A 15184-nucleotide genomic window follows, 5' to 3' on the forward strand; every position below is an offset into this window, starting at 1 on the left:
GGTCCGCATGCGCCGTGGCGAGGACCGGAGGATCCTCGAAAAGGGAGAACTCGCCGCGCCGGGTACGCAGGCGATGTCCGGACCATCCACCCAGTCGGATCTTCGTACGCCTTCCCCTCCAGCTTCGTACGAGACGGAGGCCGCCGCCATGCAACCATTCGTCACCGTGGGCGTCGACGGCTCACCCGAGAGTCTTGCCGCCGCACGTTGGGCCGCCGAGGAGGCCGAGAGGCGCGGACTCACCCTGCGGCTGTTGCACGCGTGGCCGACGCTTGCTCCGGAACCGAGCCGCGTCCCCGCGGAAGTCGATCAGAACTACTGGGCCAAGCGTTTCGTCCGCACCGCGCAGGCTGAGTTGCAGGCACGACATCCGGGTCTGTCCGTCGTCGGGAAGCTGGCTGCCGACGACGCCCAGCACGCCCTGCTCAAGGCCGCCTCGGAGTCGGAGATGATCGTCCTCGGCTCCCGGGGGCTCGACCCCGCAGGGAGCTACTTCCTGGGAGACGTCAGCATGCCTGTCGTGGCACGGTCCGAGCGTCCCGTGGTGCTGGTGCCCACCGAACCCCGGGACCAGGGAGGACCAGCGACGCCCGAGAACCGTGTCGTCGTGGCTCTGAAACTGCACGGATCCTCCGACGACCTGCTCGACTTCGCCTTCCACACCGCTGCGGCCAGAGGCGTCCCACTCCTCGCCGTCCACGGTCGCAGCGTGCCGCTCCACGCACGAGTGCCCTGGGGCGTGGACCACGGGATCAGCGGGGAGATGACGCGGGACGTCCACGAGCAGCTGAGCCAAGCGCTGTACCCATGGCGGGCGAAGTACCCCCAGGTGGACGTCGCCGACAGCATCCGCCTCGAAAGTCCCGCACGGGCTGTCGTACAGACCGGCGAGGGCGCTGCACTACTGGTCGTGGGCCGACGCCGGCACCGTGCCGGTCTGGCGCCCCACCTCGGTCCCGTGGCGCAGGCCGCCATCCACCACGGGCGCTGCCCCGTCGCCGTCGTTCCCCATGACTGAGCCCGGTCTCCGCGAGTCCCGGGCCGACGAATCCGCTCCCAGGTCGGTCGCCCGGCACGACGGCGAGAGCGAGTCGCGCGCCGGGGTGTGCGAGACCCACACCGCGACGCTGTTCTTCGTCGGCGACCGGGCCTACAAGGTGAAGAAGCCGGTCGATCTGAGATTCCTGGACTACACCACGGTTTCCGCGCGCCGGGCCGCGTGCGAACGCGAAATCGCCCTCAACCGCCGGTTCGCCCCCGACGTCTACGTGGGCCTGGGCGAATTCCGCAGCCCCGGGGCGGAGACACCTGAACCAGTCGTGGTGATGCGCCGTATGCCGGAGGACCGCCGCCTCTCCCACCTGGTTCGGGTCGGGGCCGATGTCGACGACGTCCTGCGAACCGTCGCCCGGCACTTGGCCGCGTGGCATGCGGCCGCACCCCGCGGCATTGACGTGGCCGAACAAGGCACACGGGATGCCTTGTCGGCACGTTGGGAGGCGAGCTTCGCGCAGGTTCACACCCTGGCGGCGGAGGGTGTCGTGCCCGACCGCCTGACGGAGATCGAGCACCTGGTGCGCCGCTATCTCGCCGGTCGCAAGCGGCTGTTCGACGCCCGTATCGAGCAAGGGCGGGTGGTCGACGGCCACGGAGACCTGCTCGCGGAGGACGTCTTCTGCCTCGACGACGGCCCCCGCGTCCTGGACTGTCTGGAGTTCGACGACCATCTCCGCTACGTCGACGGCCTGGACGACGCCGCCTTCCTCGCCATGGACCTCGAACAACTCGGAGCGCCGGAAGCCGCCGCGTATTTCCTCGCCCGGTACGGCGAGTACTCCGGGGATCCCGCACCAACCTCCCTGTGGCACCACTACGTCGCCTACCGCGCGTTCGTCCGTGCCAAGGTCTCGGTGATCCAGGCCCGCCAGGGCGCGCCCGGCGCGCAAACGGCGTTGCGGCGGCTTGCCTCCATGGCGCTGCGTCATCTGCGCACCTCCGCCGTCTGCCTCACTCTCGTCGGCGGACTGCCGGGCAGCGGGAAGTCCACCCTCTCCGGAGCCCTGGCCGACCGGCTGGGGATCACCCTGCTCAGCAGCGACCGCATGCGCAAGGAGCTGGCGGGCATCCCGGCGGAGCAGTCCGCCGCGGCCGGTTACGGCGAAGGGCTGTACACGCCCGAGTGGACGGCGAGGACGTACGCCGCTCTGCTCGACCACGCGACCGTACTGCTCACCTCCGGCGAATCGGTCGTCCTCGACGCCACCTGGTCCGACGCCGCGCAGCGTGAAGCCGCTGTCCACACCGCCGAACGCGCCGGCGCCGACCTGGTCGCACTGCACTGCCATGTGCCGAGCGACGTGTCGGCGGCCCGTCTGAACACGCGCGCTCCCGGCGCATCCGACGCGGGCCCCGAGATCGCCACCGTCATGGCCGCCAGGGAACCACCGTGGCCCGAAGCCGTCCCGGTCGACACCAGTGGTGCGCTGGAGTCCGCCGTCGCTCAGGCGCTGACGGCCGTACGCCCGTGGGGCACCGGTCAGGCCCCGCTCTTCCGCCGCCCCTACATGGAGCCGGACTGAGAGGTGCGGGCGGCCGTGTTGCCCGCGGGCACCGCGGGGGTGAGCGTGGAGGCCAGGGAGCCAGGGAGTGAATGCGGTGCGAGCGCTCGTCCACCACGGCCCGGCACACACCTCCTGGGACGCCGACCCCGATCCGGTGATCGAAGAGGCGACCGACGCAGTCGTGCGGGTCGACGCCACTACGGTCTGCGGCGGTGATCTGCACATCTGGCGGGGCGACTTTCCCGAGGTGAAGCCCGGGACGGTACTCGGCCACGAGGCCGTCGGCGAGGTCGTCGAGATCGGTGGGGAGGTCCACCACCTCCGCCCCGGTGACCAGGTGATCGTGTCGTCCGTGTCGGCCTGCGGCGATTGCGGGGAGTGCCGCGACGGCAGGTACGGACAGTGCCGCGGGGCGGCGGATGGATCCTGGGGAGTCTGATCAGCGGCACCCAGGCCGAGTTGGTGCGCGTACCCTTCGCCGATCACTCCACCACCCGGCGCCCCCCGACCTCCCGCTCGATGACGCGGTGCTGCTCGCCGAACTCCTCCCGGCCGCCTACGAGGTCGGACCGCAACGGACATGTCGGTCCCGGAGACACCGTCGTCGTGGTGGGCGCCGGGCCGGTCGGCCTGGCCACGGTGGTCGTCGCTCGGCTCTACTCGCCCCGGAGGATCATCGTGGTGGACCTGGCCGGCGCACGACTGGAGACCGTTGCCCGGGTGGGGGCGGATGCCGCCCAATCGCCGGGGAAGATGATCGCCGACCTGTCCGACGGGCCGGGCGCGGACGTGGTCATCGAGGCGTCGGGCGATCCCGACGGCTTCGTGCTGTGCACGCGTGCCGTCCGGACGGGAGGGCACATCGCCAACGCCGGCACGCACGGCGAACCGGCGACGCTGCATCCGGAGGACCTCTGGCGCAAGAACGTGACGATCAGCACGGGCCGGTCGACACGTCGTCCATACCGTGCCTGTCGGAGTTGATGAGGTTCGGGCACCTGCCCGTCTCCCCGCTGGTCACCCACACCCTCGGTCTCGATCGGATGCAAGACGCCTACGAGTGGGCGCCGGAGCTCTGGGCCAAGGACGCCGGTCTGAGGCCCGAGCCGGGGGAGTGGGGGCGGGAGGGTGTCGGCTCGCTGGAGGTCACGGGACCAATGGACCCAGCGTACGTGCCCACGTGGCTCTGTCGGTGCGGCCCTTTACCGGAAATGCTGTGATCGTTGGCCTGAGGGGACGGCGGAGCGCAGGTGCCGTCCGCTGCTGAAGGAGGCCGGTCATGAGCGCCGATGCCGATGTGAACGCCTCCCGGCCGCCCGCGTCCGACGGGCTGGTCATGGGCAAGGACGGTATGGCAGTGCTCGTGGACGTGCTGCTCCGGCGCGGGTTCACCGTGGTCGGACCCACGGTGCGGGACGGCGCGATCGTGCTGGCTGAGCTGAGGTCGGCCGACGAGTTGCCGTACGGATGGGGCGTGGAGCTGGAGGCGGGGCGCTACCGGTTGCGGGAGCGCTCGGACGGCGCGGCCTTCGCCAACGCGGCGGGTCCCCAGTCGTGGAAGTCCTTCCTGCATCCGTCACGGGTGCGGGAGTGGAGTGCCGACCGGATGCAGGGGGAACTGGTCTTCACGGCCGACCAGGCCGCGCCTCCCCGGTACGCATTCCTGGGTGTGCGCCCCTGCGATCTGCGGGCCATCGCCATCCAGGACCGCGTGCTGACCGGTGGGGCGTACCGCGATCCCGGCTACGAGGGGCGGCGTTCCGGGGCGCTGCTGATCGTGGTCGAGTGCACGGAGCCCGGCGCAACGTGCTTCTGCGTGTCGATGGGCACCGGACCCGCTGCCGGTCCCGGCTACGACCTGGTGATGACCGAGGTGGTCGACGAGGACGGGCACCGTTTCTGGGTCCGCAGCGGCAGCCGGGAAGGCGCGGAGATCCTGGCCGAAGTGCCTGCTCGTCCGGCCGATCCGGAGACGCGGGAGACGGCGCGCGCGGGCGTCACAGCCGCCGCGGAGCGGATGGGACGGAGCATGCCCGAGGCCGATCTGCGGGAGCTGATGGCCGGGACGCTCGACGCGCCCCGGTGGGACGATGTTGCCGGGCGGTGCCTGACCTGCGGCAACTGCACCATGGTGTGCCCCACCTGCTTCTGCACCACCACGGAGGACGTCACGGACCTCACCGGTGACCATGCGGAGCGGTGGCGGCTGTGGGACTCGTGCTTCGACCTGGACTTCTCCCACCTGCACGGCGGCTCGGTCCGTGCCTCCTCGCGCAGCCGCTACCGGCAGTGGATGACCCACAAACTCGGCACCTGGTACGACCAGTTCGGCTCGTCCGGCTGCGTGGGCTGCGGGCGTTGCATCGTGTGGTGCCCGGTCGGCATCGACATCACCGAGGAAGCCGCCGCCCTGCACGACTGGACACGTTCCGGGGAGCCGGCATCCGTGTCGGAGCCACCATGAGCGCTGTAACGCCCCCGCTGCCGTACCGGGTAGCCGATATCCGGGTCGAGACCGGAGATACCCGGTCGATCGAGCTGGTACCGGCCGGAGAGGAACTCGCGCCCTTCGCGCCGGGGCAGTTCGCCATGATCTACGCGTTCGGAGTCGGTGAGGTGCCCGTCTCTGCCAGCGCACTGCGTGGCCGCCATGGGGGTCTCGTGCACACCGTGCGCGCGGTGGGCGCGGTCTCGACCGCGCTGTACCGGCTGCGCCCGGGTGACACGGTCGGGCTCAGCGGGCCGTACGGCACCGGCTGGGACCTCGAGGCGGCAGCAGGCCGCGACGTACTGGTGGTCGCCGGCGGCATCGGGCTCGCTCCGCTGCGGCCGGTCGTCCACGCGGTCCTGGGCCGGCCCGCCGCGTACGGTCGCCTCGCGGTCCTGGCCGGCGCCCGCACCCCCGCCGATCTGGTCTACTGGGAGGAGATCGAGAGCTGGCGGGGCACGGCCCGGGTGGAGGTGACGGTCGACCGGCCCGGCCCGGGTTGGCAGGGCGCGGTGGGCGTGGTCACCGCGCTCCTGGACCGCCTCGATCTACGCCCCGAACACACGTGCGCGCTGGTGTGCGGGCCCGAGGTGATGATGCGTCACACCGCACGCGACCTCGTGGCCCGGGGCCTGGCCCCGCAGCGCATCCAGGTGTCTTTGGAACGGAACATGCACTGCGCCACCGGTCACTGCGGACACTGCCAGCTCGGCCCGCTCCTGCTGTGCCGCGACGGGCCGGTCGTCGGCTACGACCGCGTGGCAGACCTGCTCCTCGTGAGGGAGCTGTGACATGGTCACCCGGCCCGAACCCGCCGCCGACCCACGGCCGGCGCTCGCCGTGTGGAAGTTCGCCTCCTGCGACGGCTGCCAGCTGACCCTGCTCGACTGCGAGGACGAACTCCTGGGCCTCACCGAGCGGGTACGGATCGACCACTTCCTGGAGATGACCCCGGTCGAGGGCGCCGACGGGGGACCCGCGCGGCTGGAGGGCCGGGGGCCGTACGACCTCTCCCTGGTCGAAGGGTCGATCACCACCGCCGAGGACGCCGGGCGGATCCAGCGCGTCCGCCGTATCTCCCGGTATCTGGTGACCATCGGGGCCTGCGCCACCGCGGGAGGCATCCAGGCACTGCGCAACTTCGCCGACGTCACCGAGTTCCTTGCCGCGGTCTACGCCCGGCCGGAGTACATCGCCACCCTGGAGACCTCGACACCGATCTCGGCCCATGTGCCGGTCGACTTCGAACTGCGCGGCTGCCCCATCGACCCCCGCCAGCTCCTCGAGGTCATCAACGCCTACCTGGCCGGCCGCAAACCCCAGATCTCCAACCACAGCGTCTGCTTCGAATGCAAGAGACGCGGCACCACCTGCATCACCGTGGCCCACGGCACCCCTTGTCTCGGCCCGGTCACGCACGCGGGGTGCGGTGCCATCTGCCCCGCCTACGGACGCGGGTGCTGCGGCTGCTTCGGCCCGACGAGCAACCCCAATCTGCGCTCCATGATCGCCCAGTTGCGCCACGACGGGATGAGCGAGCGCGACATTCAGCGTGTCTTCCGCACCTTCAACGCCGCGTCGCCGGAGTATGCCGCCGTACCCGAGCTCGCGGCCGAGGAGCAGCACGGCCCTCGGGACTGAGAGAGATCCACCCGAAAGGCACGCATGAACCACCGGGCGACACGTGTCCTGCGACTGGACGCGCTGGCCAGGGTGGAAGGCGAGGCCGCCCTCCACCTACGCGTCGACGGGAACACGGTCGCCGAGACGCGGCTGCGCATCTACGAACCGCCACGCTTCTTCGAGGCCTTCCTGGCCGGCCGGGGCCACACCGAACCCCCCGACATCACCGCTCGCATCTGCGGCATCTGCCCGGTCGCCTACCAGATGAGCGCCTGCCAGGCGATCGAGAACGCCTGCGGCGTCACGGTGGACGGCCCTCTCGCGGACCTGCGCCGCCTGCTGTACTGCGGCGAGTGGATCGAGAGCCACACCCTGCACATCTACCTGCTGCACGCCCCGGACTTCCTCGGGCAAGCGGACGTCGTGGGGCTGGCCCGCGTGGCACGAGCCGTCGTCGAGCGCGGCCTGAGGATCAAACGGACCGGCAACGCGATCCTCGAACTGCTCGGCGGCCGCCCCATCCACCCGGTCAACGTCAGGGTCGGCGGCTTCTACCGGACGCCGGACCCGGACGAATTCCGTCCACTGGCGGAACGGCTGCGGCGGGCCAGGGAGGACGCGCTGGAGACGGTCCGCTGGGTCGCGGCGTTCGACTTCCCCGACGCGGTGTGCGACCACGACCTGTTTGCCCTGCGTGACCCCGGCCGCTACGCCATCGACACCGGAACACCGGCCGTCATGGCCGCTGGCGGCCAAGGCCAGGCACAGCGCGAGTTCCCCCTCGCCGACTTCGAACAGCACATCCAGGAAGGGCAGGTACCCCACTCCACCGCCCTGGCGGCCACGCTCGACGGCCGTCGCTACCTCACCGGCCCGCTGGCCCGCTACGCGGTCAACGGCCGGTGGCTGCACCCGGTGGCCGCCGAGGCTGCGCGGGAAGCCGGCCTGGGTGACCCGGCGACCGAGCCGGTCTGCGACAACCCGTTCCGCAGCATCGTCGTACGTGCCGTGGAGGTGGTGCAGGCCGTCGAGGAGGCCCTGCGGATCATGGAGGAATACGAACGACCTTCCCGGCCGGCCGTCGAGGTCCGCCCGCGCCAGGGAGTGGGCGTCGGGGCCACCGAGGCGCCCCGGGGCCTGCTGTATCACCGCTACGCCCTTACCGAGGACGGCACCGTCACCGAGGCCCGCATCGTCCCGCCCACGGCCCAGAACCAGTCGGCCATCGAGGAGGACGTGCGCCGGGCCGTCCAGGCGCGTCTGGACACGGCCGGGCCCGACGCCGACGACGCGGAACTCACCCACCTGTGCGAACGGGCGATCCGCAACCACGATCCCTGCATCTCCTGCGCCGCCCACTTCCTCGACCTGACCGTGGAGCGCGCATGAGCGGCCCGGTCGTGGTGATCGGCGTGGGCAATCCCCTGCGCGGCGACGACGGGATCGGCCCGGCAGCGGTGGAGGCATTGCGCGGCCGTGTCCCTGACGGCACGGTCCTCGCGGTCAGCGACGGTGAACCGGCGCGCATGCTCGACCTGTGGCGCGGCGCGGACACCGTGGTCGTGGTGGAAGCCCTCCGTGCGGGCCCGGCCCGGCCAGGGGAGCTGCACACCCTCACGGCGGCGGACGCGGCCGCCCGAGCAGCGGGTACCGCGAGCACGCACGCGCTCGGACTGGGGGAGTGCCTCGCTCTGGCGGAGGCCCTCGACCAGCTGCCGCGGAGGCTCGTGCTGCACGCCATGGAGGTGGCCGACGTCGAATTGGGCGCGGACCTGAGCGAAGCGGCGCGGTCGGCGCTCCCCGAATTGATCGACCGGGTCGCCGCCTCTGTGCGACAGGCACACGAGCGAAGCCGCGAGCTGTAGGGGGCCGAAGGTCCCCGGCACGGGCCAAAGCGCCGTCGCGACCTCGGCCACAGGGATGCGACGCTGAAAGACACCTACCCCCGTGCGCTCCACGACAGGCGGCCCGTCAAAGGCGACGGGGACGGGGACACTCCTGGTGGTGGGTGTCGACGGGTCGGACTCGTGTCTGGCGGCGGTCGACTGGGCTGTGGAGGCCCGGGCGCCCCTCCGAGCAGGTGCCGGCTGAGCGCATCGTGGCCTAGGCGGCCGATTGGCATGGACGCGGTGGCGGCTCTCATACGCGGGGAGATGAGGCCTTCGGGCTGGTGACATGGTCGCGTGGCCGGGGCGCGGACATCACCCTCGCCTCCCTCCTGCGGTGGTACGGAAGGGTGCCGTCGCCGATTTCATGGAAGGCTCTGGCCGTGTCGCCTGCCGGGGGCCATTGGTCCCCGCAGCGGGTCTGCCGACCCTCTGCGGGAACGTGGCTGGTCAGGTCCTGAAGCTGAGAGTGTGTCGCGGAGGCCGCTCGTGCCGGGCGGCGAAGCGCGGTGCTCCGGGCGGGGGCGGGCTTCGATGTCGGCTCGCACGGAGGCCGTCAGCCGTTGGCGAGGTTCGGACCGGACCGGCAGGACCGGCTCGGGGTTCTCGATCCGGCGTGCCGATGCGGGCAGACCGGCGATGTCGTCGCGGAATCGCTCCCGTGCGTCCTGCCAGTGGTCCGGCGGCCATGTCCGACGCCCGCCCCGCATGACCGTGCGCAGAAGCGGCGGTGCGGCGTCCGGTGGTTCCCCCACCGCCAGGGCGATGACGTCCGGCCGCCCGGGTCGGCGGAGGACCTGCTTGCGGTTCGGGGCCGTGACCTTCGCCGAGGACAGCTTCATCGCGGGGCGGCCGTCGCACTCGACGAGCCTGTACGAGGCGTCCAGGCGGGAAGCGTCCGCAGCGACGCCGACCCGCGTGACCCGCGTGCCCACGGCGTGGACATGGATCGGGGCTCCGGCGCCCACCAGCCGCTGCACGCCGTACTCGTCGAGTTCGCCGCGGGCCACGATCCGTACGGCGGTCAGCCCGGCGCCGTCCAGCAGGGCGCGTGACCGCCGCGAGCGTGCGTCGACATCGCAGCTGTCCAGGCGGATCGCGCAGCCGGGACCGCGCCCGAGGTCGGTCCGGACCCGGGCGGCGATCCGGACGCCCTCCTGCCTGTCGTAGGTGTCGACGAGGAAGGTGACCGGACCGGATGGCAGTGCGCGAACGCCCGGCGTACTCCAGACCCGCGGCCCCACCGAAGCCCCGGCCGGCCGGAAGCTCGCGGACGAAGGGGCTGAAGGTGGGTCTGACCGCGACTGCACACGAAGGAAGGGATTTCAGGATCCCGTGCATGGCCACACTCACACGCAGGGAGAGGTTCGCGTTCCCGGAGATGCCGGACTGCTTCGAGAACTTTCCGGCCCGGTTCGCGATGCCCACGATGGGTGACCTTTACACGGACGGATCGAGGACTTGTACCAACGTCTAGGGCTCTCGTACCAGTTGGTCGAGCCTTTTCAGTGTGAGCACGCGGGGCAGTTGGAGTTGCGGAGTCGAGCCAACTGCCAGGGGGCGCATCATCTCGATGGCGCCGCCTGTCGAAGCGCCGTCCTCATGGGAGAGGATGTGGCAGTGCCAGACCGAGGTACCCGGGATGGTGTATCTGCCGACCCAGGCGGTGATGTAGTCCGGAGGGGACACAAAGGTGTCCTTGGGCCCGGATTCATAGGCGTTTGCTGGTTGGAAGGGGCCGATACTGCCGGGAACGGGCCTGCCGTTGGCATCCCACTGCCCGACGTGCCATCGTCCGATCAGCCGGAGTTCTACGATGTGTTCGTGGAAGGGGTGCGCGTCCGGACTGTGGTTGCGCATCGCCCAGACTTCCGTGGAGCCGAGTTGAGGTGTCTCCGTAGGTGGGTCGAAATAGTTGAGCAGCTGGTTCTTGGTCCCGATCTGGGGCACGCCAGGCGTGTTCTCGGCGGCCTGGACCGTTCGGAGGCGCGCCTTCGTCAACTTGTCCGCCAGCGTCTTGCCGTTGTTGGTCTCCCGAATCGTCTTCGGCACTCGCGAATGGTCCGGAGACGTCGCTTTGCAGTCCACGTCGAACCGCATCAGCTGAGGAATCAGGGGTGCCGCGTCGGGTCCCGGATAGGGCGCGGGAGCGTCGTTGGCAAGCACCCAATTCTGCCCCTTGTGGCCGGTGAAGTCGACGACCACCTTGTAGCGCTCTCCGGGTGAGATCAGCAGGTCGCTGACCCGCGCGGGATGCCGCAGATAGCCCTGGTCAGTGCCGACCACGGTCATTTCCGGTGCGGCCGAGTGAGATCGGCCGACCTGTTGGAGGCTCAGGTGGTAGAAACGAGAGTCGGAGCCGTTGACCAGGGTAAAGGTGTAACGCCTCGACTCCACGGCCTGCTTGGGTGCGATGGTCCCATTGACCACCGGGAGGTCACCGAAGAATTCCGGGTCGGCGTGCGTGTAGCACAGCGAGTGGTCGGCGTTGAACGACTTGTCCTGGAGCAGGTAGGCCTTGGCGAAATTGCCCTGAGGCAGTCCGAGCGACGGCTCCAGTTTGTCGGTGTTGGGCGCCAGCCCTGCCAAGCCCTCGTACACGTGGTACGAGTTGTGTGCATCGACGTGGTCGTGGTACCACAAAGGCGCCGCAGCCTGGTGGTTCGGGTAGTTCTGCGTCTGCGATCCACCCGGCGGTACTTCGGCGCTGTTGGGCGATGGGACGCCGTCGCCTGCCACGGCCTGAAGACCGCCGTGCCGGTGCGTGGTGATGGTGTTGTTGTTGGGCTGGTCGAACGGAAACACGCGCGTGCCCGCTGCGGGCAGGTTGTTGATGAACCGCACCTTGATGGGACGGTTCTTGTGGGTGACGATGGTCGGCCCGAGGTAGTCCACAGTGGCGTTGGCCGTGCTGTAGCCCAGTGTCTTGGTCGGCCCCCACGCACTGCTGAACTTGTGGGTGTTATGGACACCCACCGTGAGGGTGTAATGGTTGGATCCGTCTGGTGCGGCGACCGGTAGCTGCTGCACATCGTCGATGAAAGGTGTCACTGCGGGCGAGGCGTCGCAGGACGCCTCGGCAGCCAGTGCCGGTGTCGTGAACGGTCCAGCTGCCAAGAGCTGTCCGGCCCCGACCACGGCTAGGCTGGTCAGACTTGCCAGCATGCGCTTCGGCGTCAGATGTCTGGCAGGCCGCCGGCGCTGGCTGTCCAACGTCGCTCCGAGCAAGAAAACCTCCCACAAAGCGTTACCGGAACTCGCACACCACGGGCCCATTGAATTGGGCGTCACCAATCGGCTCTATCGGTGGGCTCGACGTGTCTGTGGACCGTCAGGAAACTCTCGCGACCGACGCCCAGTTGAACACGTCGGCACAAGGATGCACGCCTGCACATGTGCCCCTCGGCAACGCGGTCGATCTGAGCTACGAATTCGTGACAGGACCACTCGAACGCGGTAAGGGGGCTTGGTGATAGCGCTGTTCCAGGCGCATGCATTCTCCAATGCCTGGCAATATGCGGGCCGAGCGGTCCAGCCACGGCGGACGTCTCTCTGACGTCAAGCGGCTGATTGCTGTGCGCGCGGCACGGGCGTTGGCGGGGTGGAGCAGGGCGGAGACAGACATCCGATGCGGTTGAACAGTCAAGCGACGTTGGGGAAGACGCTCTGCTCGTCGTAGGGGTGCGGTTGGTGAGGCAGTGGTGCAGGCGGCCCAGTAGGCGGGTGAAGAGGTTGCGTTGGGCTGCGACGTGTCGCTCTTCGGCTGTGCGGCGGCGATCGCAGTCCTGGCAGGTGGCGAAGGCGGTGATCGTCGCGGCTTCCAACTCGTCGGCGCTGGTGCAGACAGCGGAACCGCCGTAGCAGAGCAGGGGCCTTGATGCCCATGGCGTCCCGGCTTTCTCCAGGATCGCTCGAAGCTGCGGGCGGGCGAGCCGGGCGCCCTCGGTGGGTGTGGGTGCCGCGAAGCTCAGGGTCCGGGTGACCGGTGGGGCAAGGCCGTCGCTGAAGTGCTCGAAGACGGTGCGGAAGGCGGGGAAGTACTGCTGGTGGCGGGAGCGGAGGCGGTTGATCGACGGGTCTGCCGGTAGCGCGTGGGCAGACGACCAGGAGCCCGTGGGAGGTCGCGATGGCGACCGGGATCGGGTGCTCTGGGCGGTCGCCGTGGTGGGCCAGTAGGTTGAAGGAGCCGGCTCAGGTCGGCGGGGGTGTCGTCGTCGATGCGGACCTTGCCCAGGAGGGTGCCGGCCTGGTCCGGGGAGAGCGGTGTGCACAGCAGGAAGACCTTCCTCGAGGCGCGGCGGGCCCTGCGCGACCATGAGGAACCGGTCAAGCACGGCTGGGTGGCTCCGTACGCGAGCTTCGGCAGCGGGAGTCAGCGGAGTTGTGCTCTGTTCGATTTTCATGAGTTGGGAAAGGACGGTGGGGTGCGCTGGTCGCCAGGGAAGGGTCGGTGGCCGGGGGTCTCGCGCGGATGACGGCTTGGTCGCCTCGTGGTCCGAACAAGTGCAGGATCTCCACGGCGCTCGTGTGCGCCGGACCGAACCAGTGGGGTTCTCTGGTGTCGAACTCGGCCACTTCGCCGGGGTGGAGAATGCATTCGTGTTCTCCGAGGATGAGGCGTAGCTCGCCTGCGAGGACGTAGAGCCACTCGTAGCCGTCGTGAGTCACCAGCTTCGGCTCGCGGGGAGCCAGTACGTGCTTGAACACCTGCACCCGGCCCGGGTACTGGGTCAGGGGCACGAGGATGCTGCCGTCACCTCTGCGCAAGGGCCTGAGATGCGCCCGAGGGTCACCGGTGGCCGGTGCTGCCACCAGTTGGTCGAGCGCGACTCGGTGCGCCCGCGCGAGCGGGATGAGCAGGTCCAGGGTCGGGCGCCGTATGCCCGACTCAAGACGGGACAGTGTGCTCACCGAGATCCCGGTCGTGGTTGCCAGCGCCTCCAGTGTGAGTCCTCGGTCCCGGCGCAATGTGCGAAGCCGTGGCCCTATGTCGTCGAGGATCTGATCCAGTTCTGCGTCCACGTGGCTCAGTGTGCGGTTCTTTGCGGTCCTCGCAAAAGTGCTGGTCGGTGCTTGTCGGCCTGACTGAGCCTTGCCGGGCAGGTACTCCCGGATGTGAGAGGCAACCAGTGACCGCGACGACGACTCACCCTGTTCCACCCGCTCTGAGCGCGCGCAGGCGCTGGACGGTGCTGGCCGTCTGCTGCCTGAGCATGTTCCTGGTGGGCCTGGACACCACCATCGTCAACGTGGGCCTGCCCGCCATCGGGCGCGGCCTGAGCGTCGGCACGCGCAGTCTCGAGTGGACCGTGGACGCGTACACCATCGTCCTGGCTGGTCTGCTGATCTCCTCCGGCGCGCTGGCGGACCGGTTCGGACGCCGACGGATCTTCCAGTCGGGGCTGGTCGTGTTCGGGGCGGCCTCGCTGGTCTGCGCGATCGCACCTTCGGTCGGCGCGCTCGTCGCAGCCCGCGCCGTGCAGGGCATCGGCGCCTCGATGCTCAGTCCCGTGGCTCTCGCGATCGTGGTGAACGCGATGCCCGACCCCAGGGAGCGCGCTCAGGCGATTGGTGTCTGGGCGTCCGTTTTCGGGCTCAGCATGGCCGTCGGACCGGTCACGGGCGGCGCTCTCCTCGCGGGGTTCGGCTGGCGGTCACTGTTCTGGATCAACGCCCCGGTCATCGTGGCCGCCCTGGTGCTCAGCGCGGTGTTCGTGCCCAAGTCCCGGGCGCCGCGGACGCAGCGGCTCGACGTTCCGGGTCAGGCCCTGCTGAGCGTGGTCATCGGGGTCTGGGTCGGGGCCCTCATCGAAGGGCCGCGCATCGGCTGGACGTCGCCCGCAGCGCTGACCGTCTATGGGTTCGCTTCCCTCGCGACGGCCGGATTCGTATGGGTCGAGTCCCGCCGACACGCGCCGCTGATGGATCTGCGCCTCTTCCGCAGTCCGGTGTTCAGCAGCGCGGTGCTGGGCGCCGTGGCGGTCTTCGTAGCGCTGAACGTGACGCTGCTGCTCAATACTCTCTACCTGCAAAACACACGGGGATTCACACCACTTGCCGCCGGGGTGGCGACCCTGCCCATGGCCGTCGGCGCAACTGTCTGCGCACCCTGGTCGGGCCGTCTGGTCGGTCGCATGGGACCGCGGCTGCCGCTGACTCTGGCCGGCGGCTTCATCACGGCAGGCGGACTGTGCCTGGTCGGGCTTGACCGGCACACGAGCATGCCCCTGCTCCTGCTGGCCTACCTGCTCATCGGCATCGGGTTCGGCTTCGCCAACGCCCCGCTCACCAACACCGCGGTCAACGGGCTGCCTCCCACCCGAGCCGGCGTGGCCGGGGCGATCACGTCCACCGCACGACAATTCGGTTCTGCGCTCGGCATCGCCCTCGGCGGCGGCCTGGTCGCGCATGCCGGCCCGGAGGGGCTGGCACACGCCTCGCACCCGGGCTGGATCGTGGTCGCTGCCTGCGGACTCCTCCTGATCACCATGGCCCATGCATCACGGCCGAAGACGTGAAGAAACGCTGTCGGAACTCATGAACTGTCGGCGTACAAGCGCACGTGCGCCACTTCCAGCTCTCGGTGGCAGTGTCAGGACCTGGTGGCCCATGGCGTCCTCGACCAG

Annotated in this window: 11 protein-coding genes and 1 pseudogene; 9 read left to right on the forward strand and 3 right to left on the reverse strand. The window is 69.8% G+C overall.

Annotated elements, in window-relative coordinates; genetic code table 11:
* Positions 1-148: 148 nt before the first annotated feature.
* The 8 genes and pseudogenes from ACWGJ5_RS32090 to ACWGJ5_RS32125 all read left to right on the forward strand — a co-directional run bounded on the left by ACWGJ5_RS32090 (position 149) and on the right by ACWGJ5_RS32125 (position 8537).
* Positions 149-1018, forward strand: a complete 870-nt coding sequence (locus tag ACWGJ5_RS32090; RefSeq protein ID WP_453313130.1) for a universal stress protein — start codon at positions 149-151, stop codon at positions 1016-1018.
* An 85-nt stretch (positions 1019-1103) separates the two neighbouring features.
* Positions 1104-2579 carry a bifunctional aminoglycoside phosphotransferase/ATP-binding protein gene (locus ACWGJ5_RS32095; protein ID WP_453313170.1) on the forward strand — a complete coding sequence of 492 codons (1476 nt, stop codon included), beginning with the start codon at positions 1104-1106 and terminating at the stop codon, positions 2577-2579.
* A gap of 76 nt (positions 2580-2655) precedes the next feature.
* Positions 2656-3622 (forward strand): annotated as a pseudogene (locus ACWGJ5_RS32100) (alcohol dehydrogenase catalytic domain-containing protein); the annotation flags it as partial.
* 218 nt (positions 3623-3840) lie between these two features.
* Positions 3841-5025, forward strand: coding sequence for a 4Fe-4S dicluster domain-containing protein (locus tag ACWGJ5_RS32105; protein ID WP_453313131.1), 1185 nt, complete (start codon positions 3841-3843; stop codon positions 5023-5025).
* The gene (locus tag ACWGJ5_RS32110; protein ID WP_453313132.1) at positions 5022-5840 is read left to right on the forward strand and encodes an FAD/NAD(P)-binding protein; all 819 of its coding nucleotides are present in this window, start codon (positions 5022-5024) and stop codon (positions 5838-5840) included. The genes ACWGJ5_RS32105 and ACWGJ5_RS32110 overlap by 4 nt, the downstream gene beginning before the upstream one ends.
* A gap of 1 nt (position 5841) precedes the next feature.
* On the forward strand, positions 5842-6690 hold the full coding sequence (locus ACWGJ5_RS32115; RefSeq protein ID WP_453313133.1) for an NADH-quinone oxidoreductase subunit B family protein: 849 nt from the start codon (positions 5842-5844) through the stop codon (positions 6688-6690).
* A 24-nt stretch (positions 6691-6714) separates the two neighbouring features.
* Positions 6715-8061 (forward strand): Ni/Fe hydrogenase subunit alpha, encoded by a 1347-nt coding sequence (locus ACWGJ5_RS32120; RefSeq protein WP_453313134.1) that lies wholly within the window; start codon positions 6715-6717, stop codon positions 8059-8061.
* Positions 8058-8537: a hydrogenase maturation protease gene (locus ACWGJ5_RS32125; protein WP_453313135.1), complete on the forward strand. Its 480-nt coding sequence runs from the start codon at positions 8058-8060 to the stop codon at positions 8535-8537. Before ACWGJ5_RS32120 ends, ACWGJ5_RS32125 begins: the two co-directional genes overlap by 4 nt.
* Before the next feature lie 386 nt (positions 8538-8923).
* On the opposite strand, the gene ACWGJ5_RS32130 is transcribed toward ACWGJ5_RS32125, so the two are convergent.
* From ACWGJ5_RS32130 to ACWGJ5_RS32140, 3 genes are all read right to left on the reverse strand, one after another.
* Positions 8924-9802 carry a hypothetical protein gene (locus ACWGJ5_RS32130; RefSeq protein ID WP_453313136.1) on the reverse strand — a complete coding sequence of 293 codons (879 nt, stop codon included), beginning with the start codon at positions 9800-9802 and terminating at the stop codon, positions 8924-8926.
* Between the two features lie 229 nt (positions 9803-10031).
* Positions 10032-11771 (reverse strand): multicopper oxidase family protein, encoded by a 1740-nt coding sequence (locus ACWGJ5_RS32135; RefSeq protein WP_453313137.1) that lies wholly within the window; start codon positions 11769-11771, stop codon positions 10032-10034.
* A 1113-nt stretch (positions 11772-12884) separates the two neighbouring features.
* Positions 12885-13589 carry a helix-turn-helix domain-containing protein gene (locus ACWGJ5_RS32140; RefSeq protein WP_453313171.1) on the reverse strand — a complete coding sequence of 235 codons (705 nt, stop codon included), beginning with the start codon at positions 13587-13589 and terminating at the stop codon, positions 12885-12887.
* A 98-nt stretch (positions 13590-13687) separates the two neighbouring features.
* On the opposite strand from ACWGJ5_RS32140, the gene ACWGJ5_RS32145 reads away from it, so the two are divergent.
* Positions 13688-15076, forward strand: coding sequence for an MFS transporter (locus ACWGJ5_RS32145; RefSeq protein ID WP_453313138.1), 1389 nt, complete (start codon positions 13688-13690; stop codon positions 15074-15076).
* Positions 15077-15184: the final 108 nt, after the last annotated feature.

It is taken from the genome of Streptomyces sp. NPDC054783 (genome assembly GCF_053611725.1).

Excerpts from the sequence above, each read along its gene's own strand:
- ACWGJ5_RS32090 (WP_453313130.1), top strand. The coding sequence starts at position 149 with ATGCAACCATTCGTCACCGTGGGCGTCGACGGCTCACCCGAGAGTCTT.
- ACWGJ5_RS32120 (WP_453313134.1), top strand. The coding sequence starts at position 6,715 with ATGAACCACCGGGCGACACGTGTCCTGCGACTGGACGCGCTGGCCAGG.
- ACWGJ5_RS32105 (WP_453313131.1), top strand. The coding sequence starts at position 3,841 with ATGAGCGCCGATGCCGATGTGAACGCCTCCCGGCCGCCCGCGTCCGAC.
- ACWGJ5_RS32115 (WP_453313133.1), top strand. The coding sequence starts at position 5,842 with ATGGTCACCCGGCCCGAACCCGCCGCCGACCCACGGCCGGCGCTCGCC.
- ACWGJ5_RS32125 (WP_453313135.1), top strand. The coding sequence starts at position 8,058 with ATGAGCGGCCCGGTCGTGGTGATCGGCGTGGGCAATCCCCTGCGCGGC.
- ACWGJ5_RS32110 (WP_453313132.1), top strand. The coding sequence starts at position 5,022 with ATGAGCGCTGTAACGCCCCCGCTGCCGTACCGGGTAGCCGATATCCGG.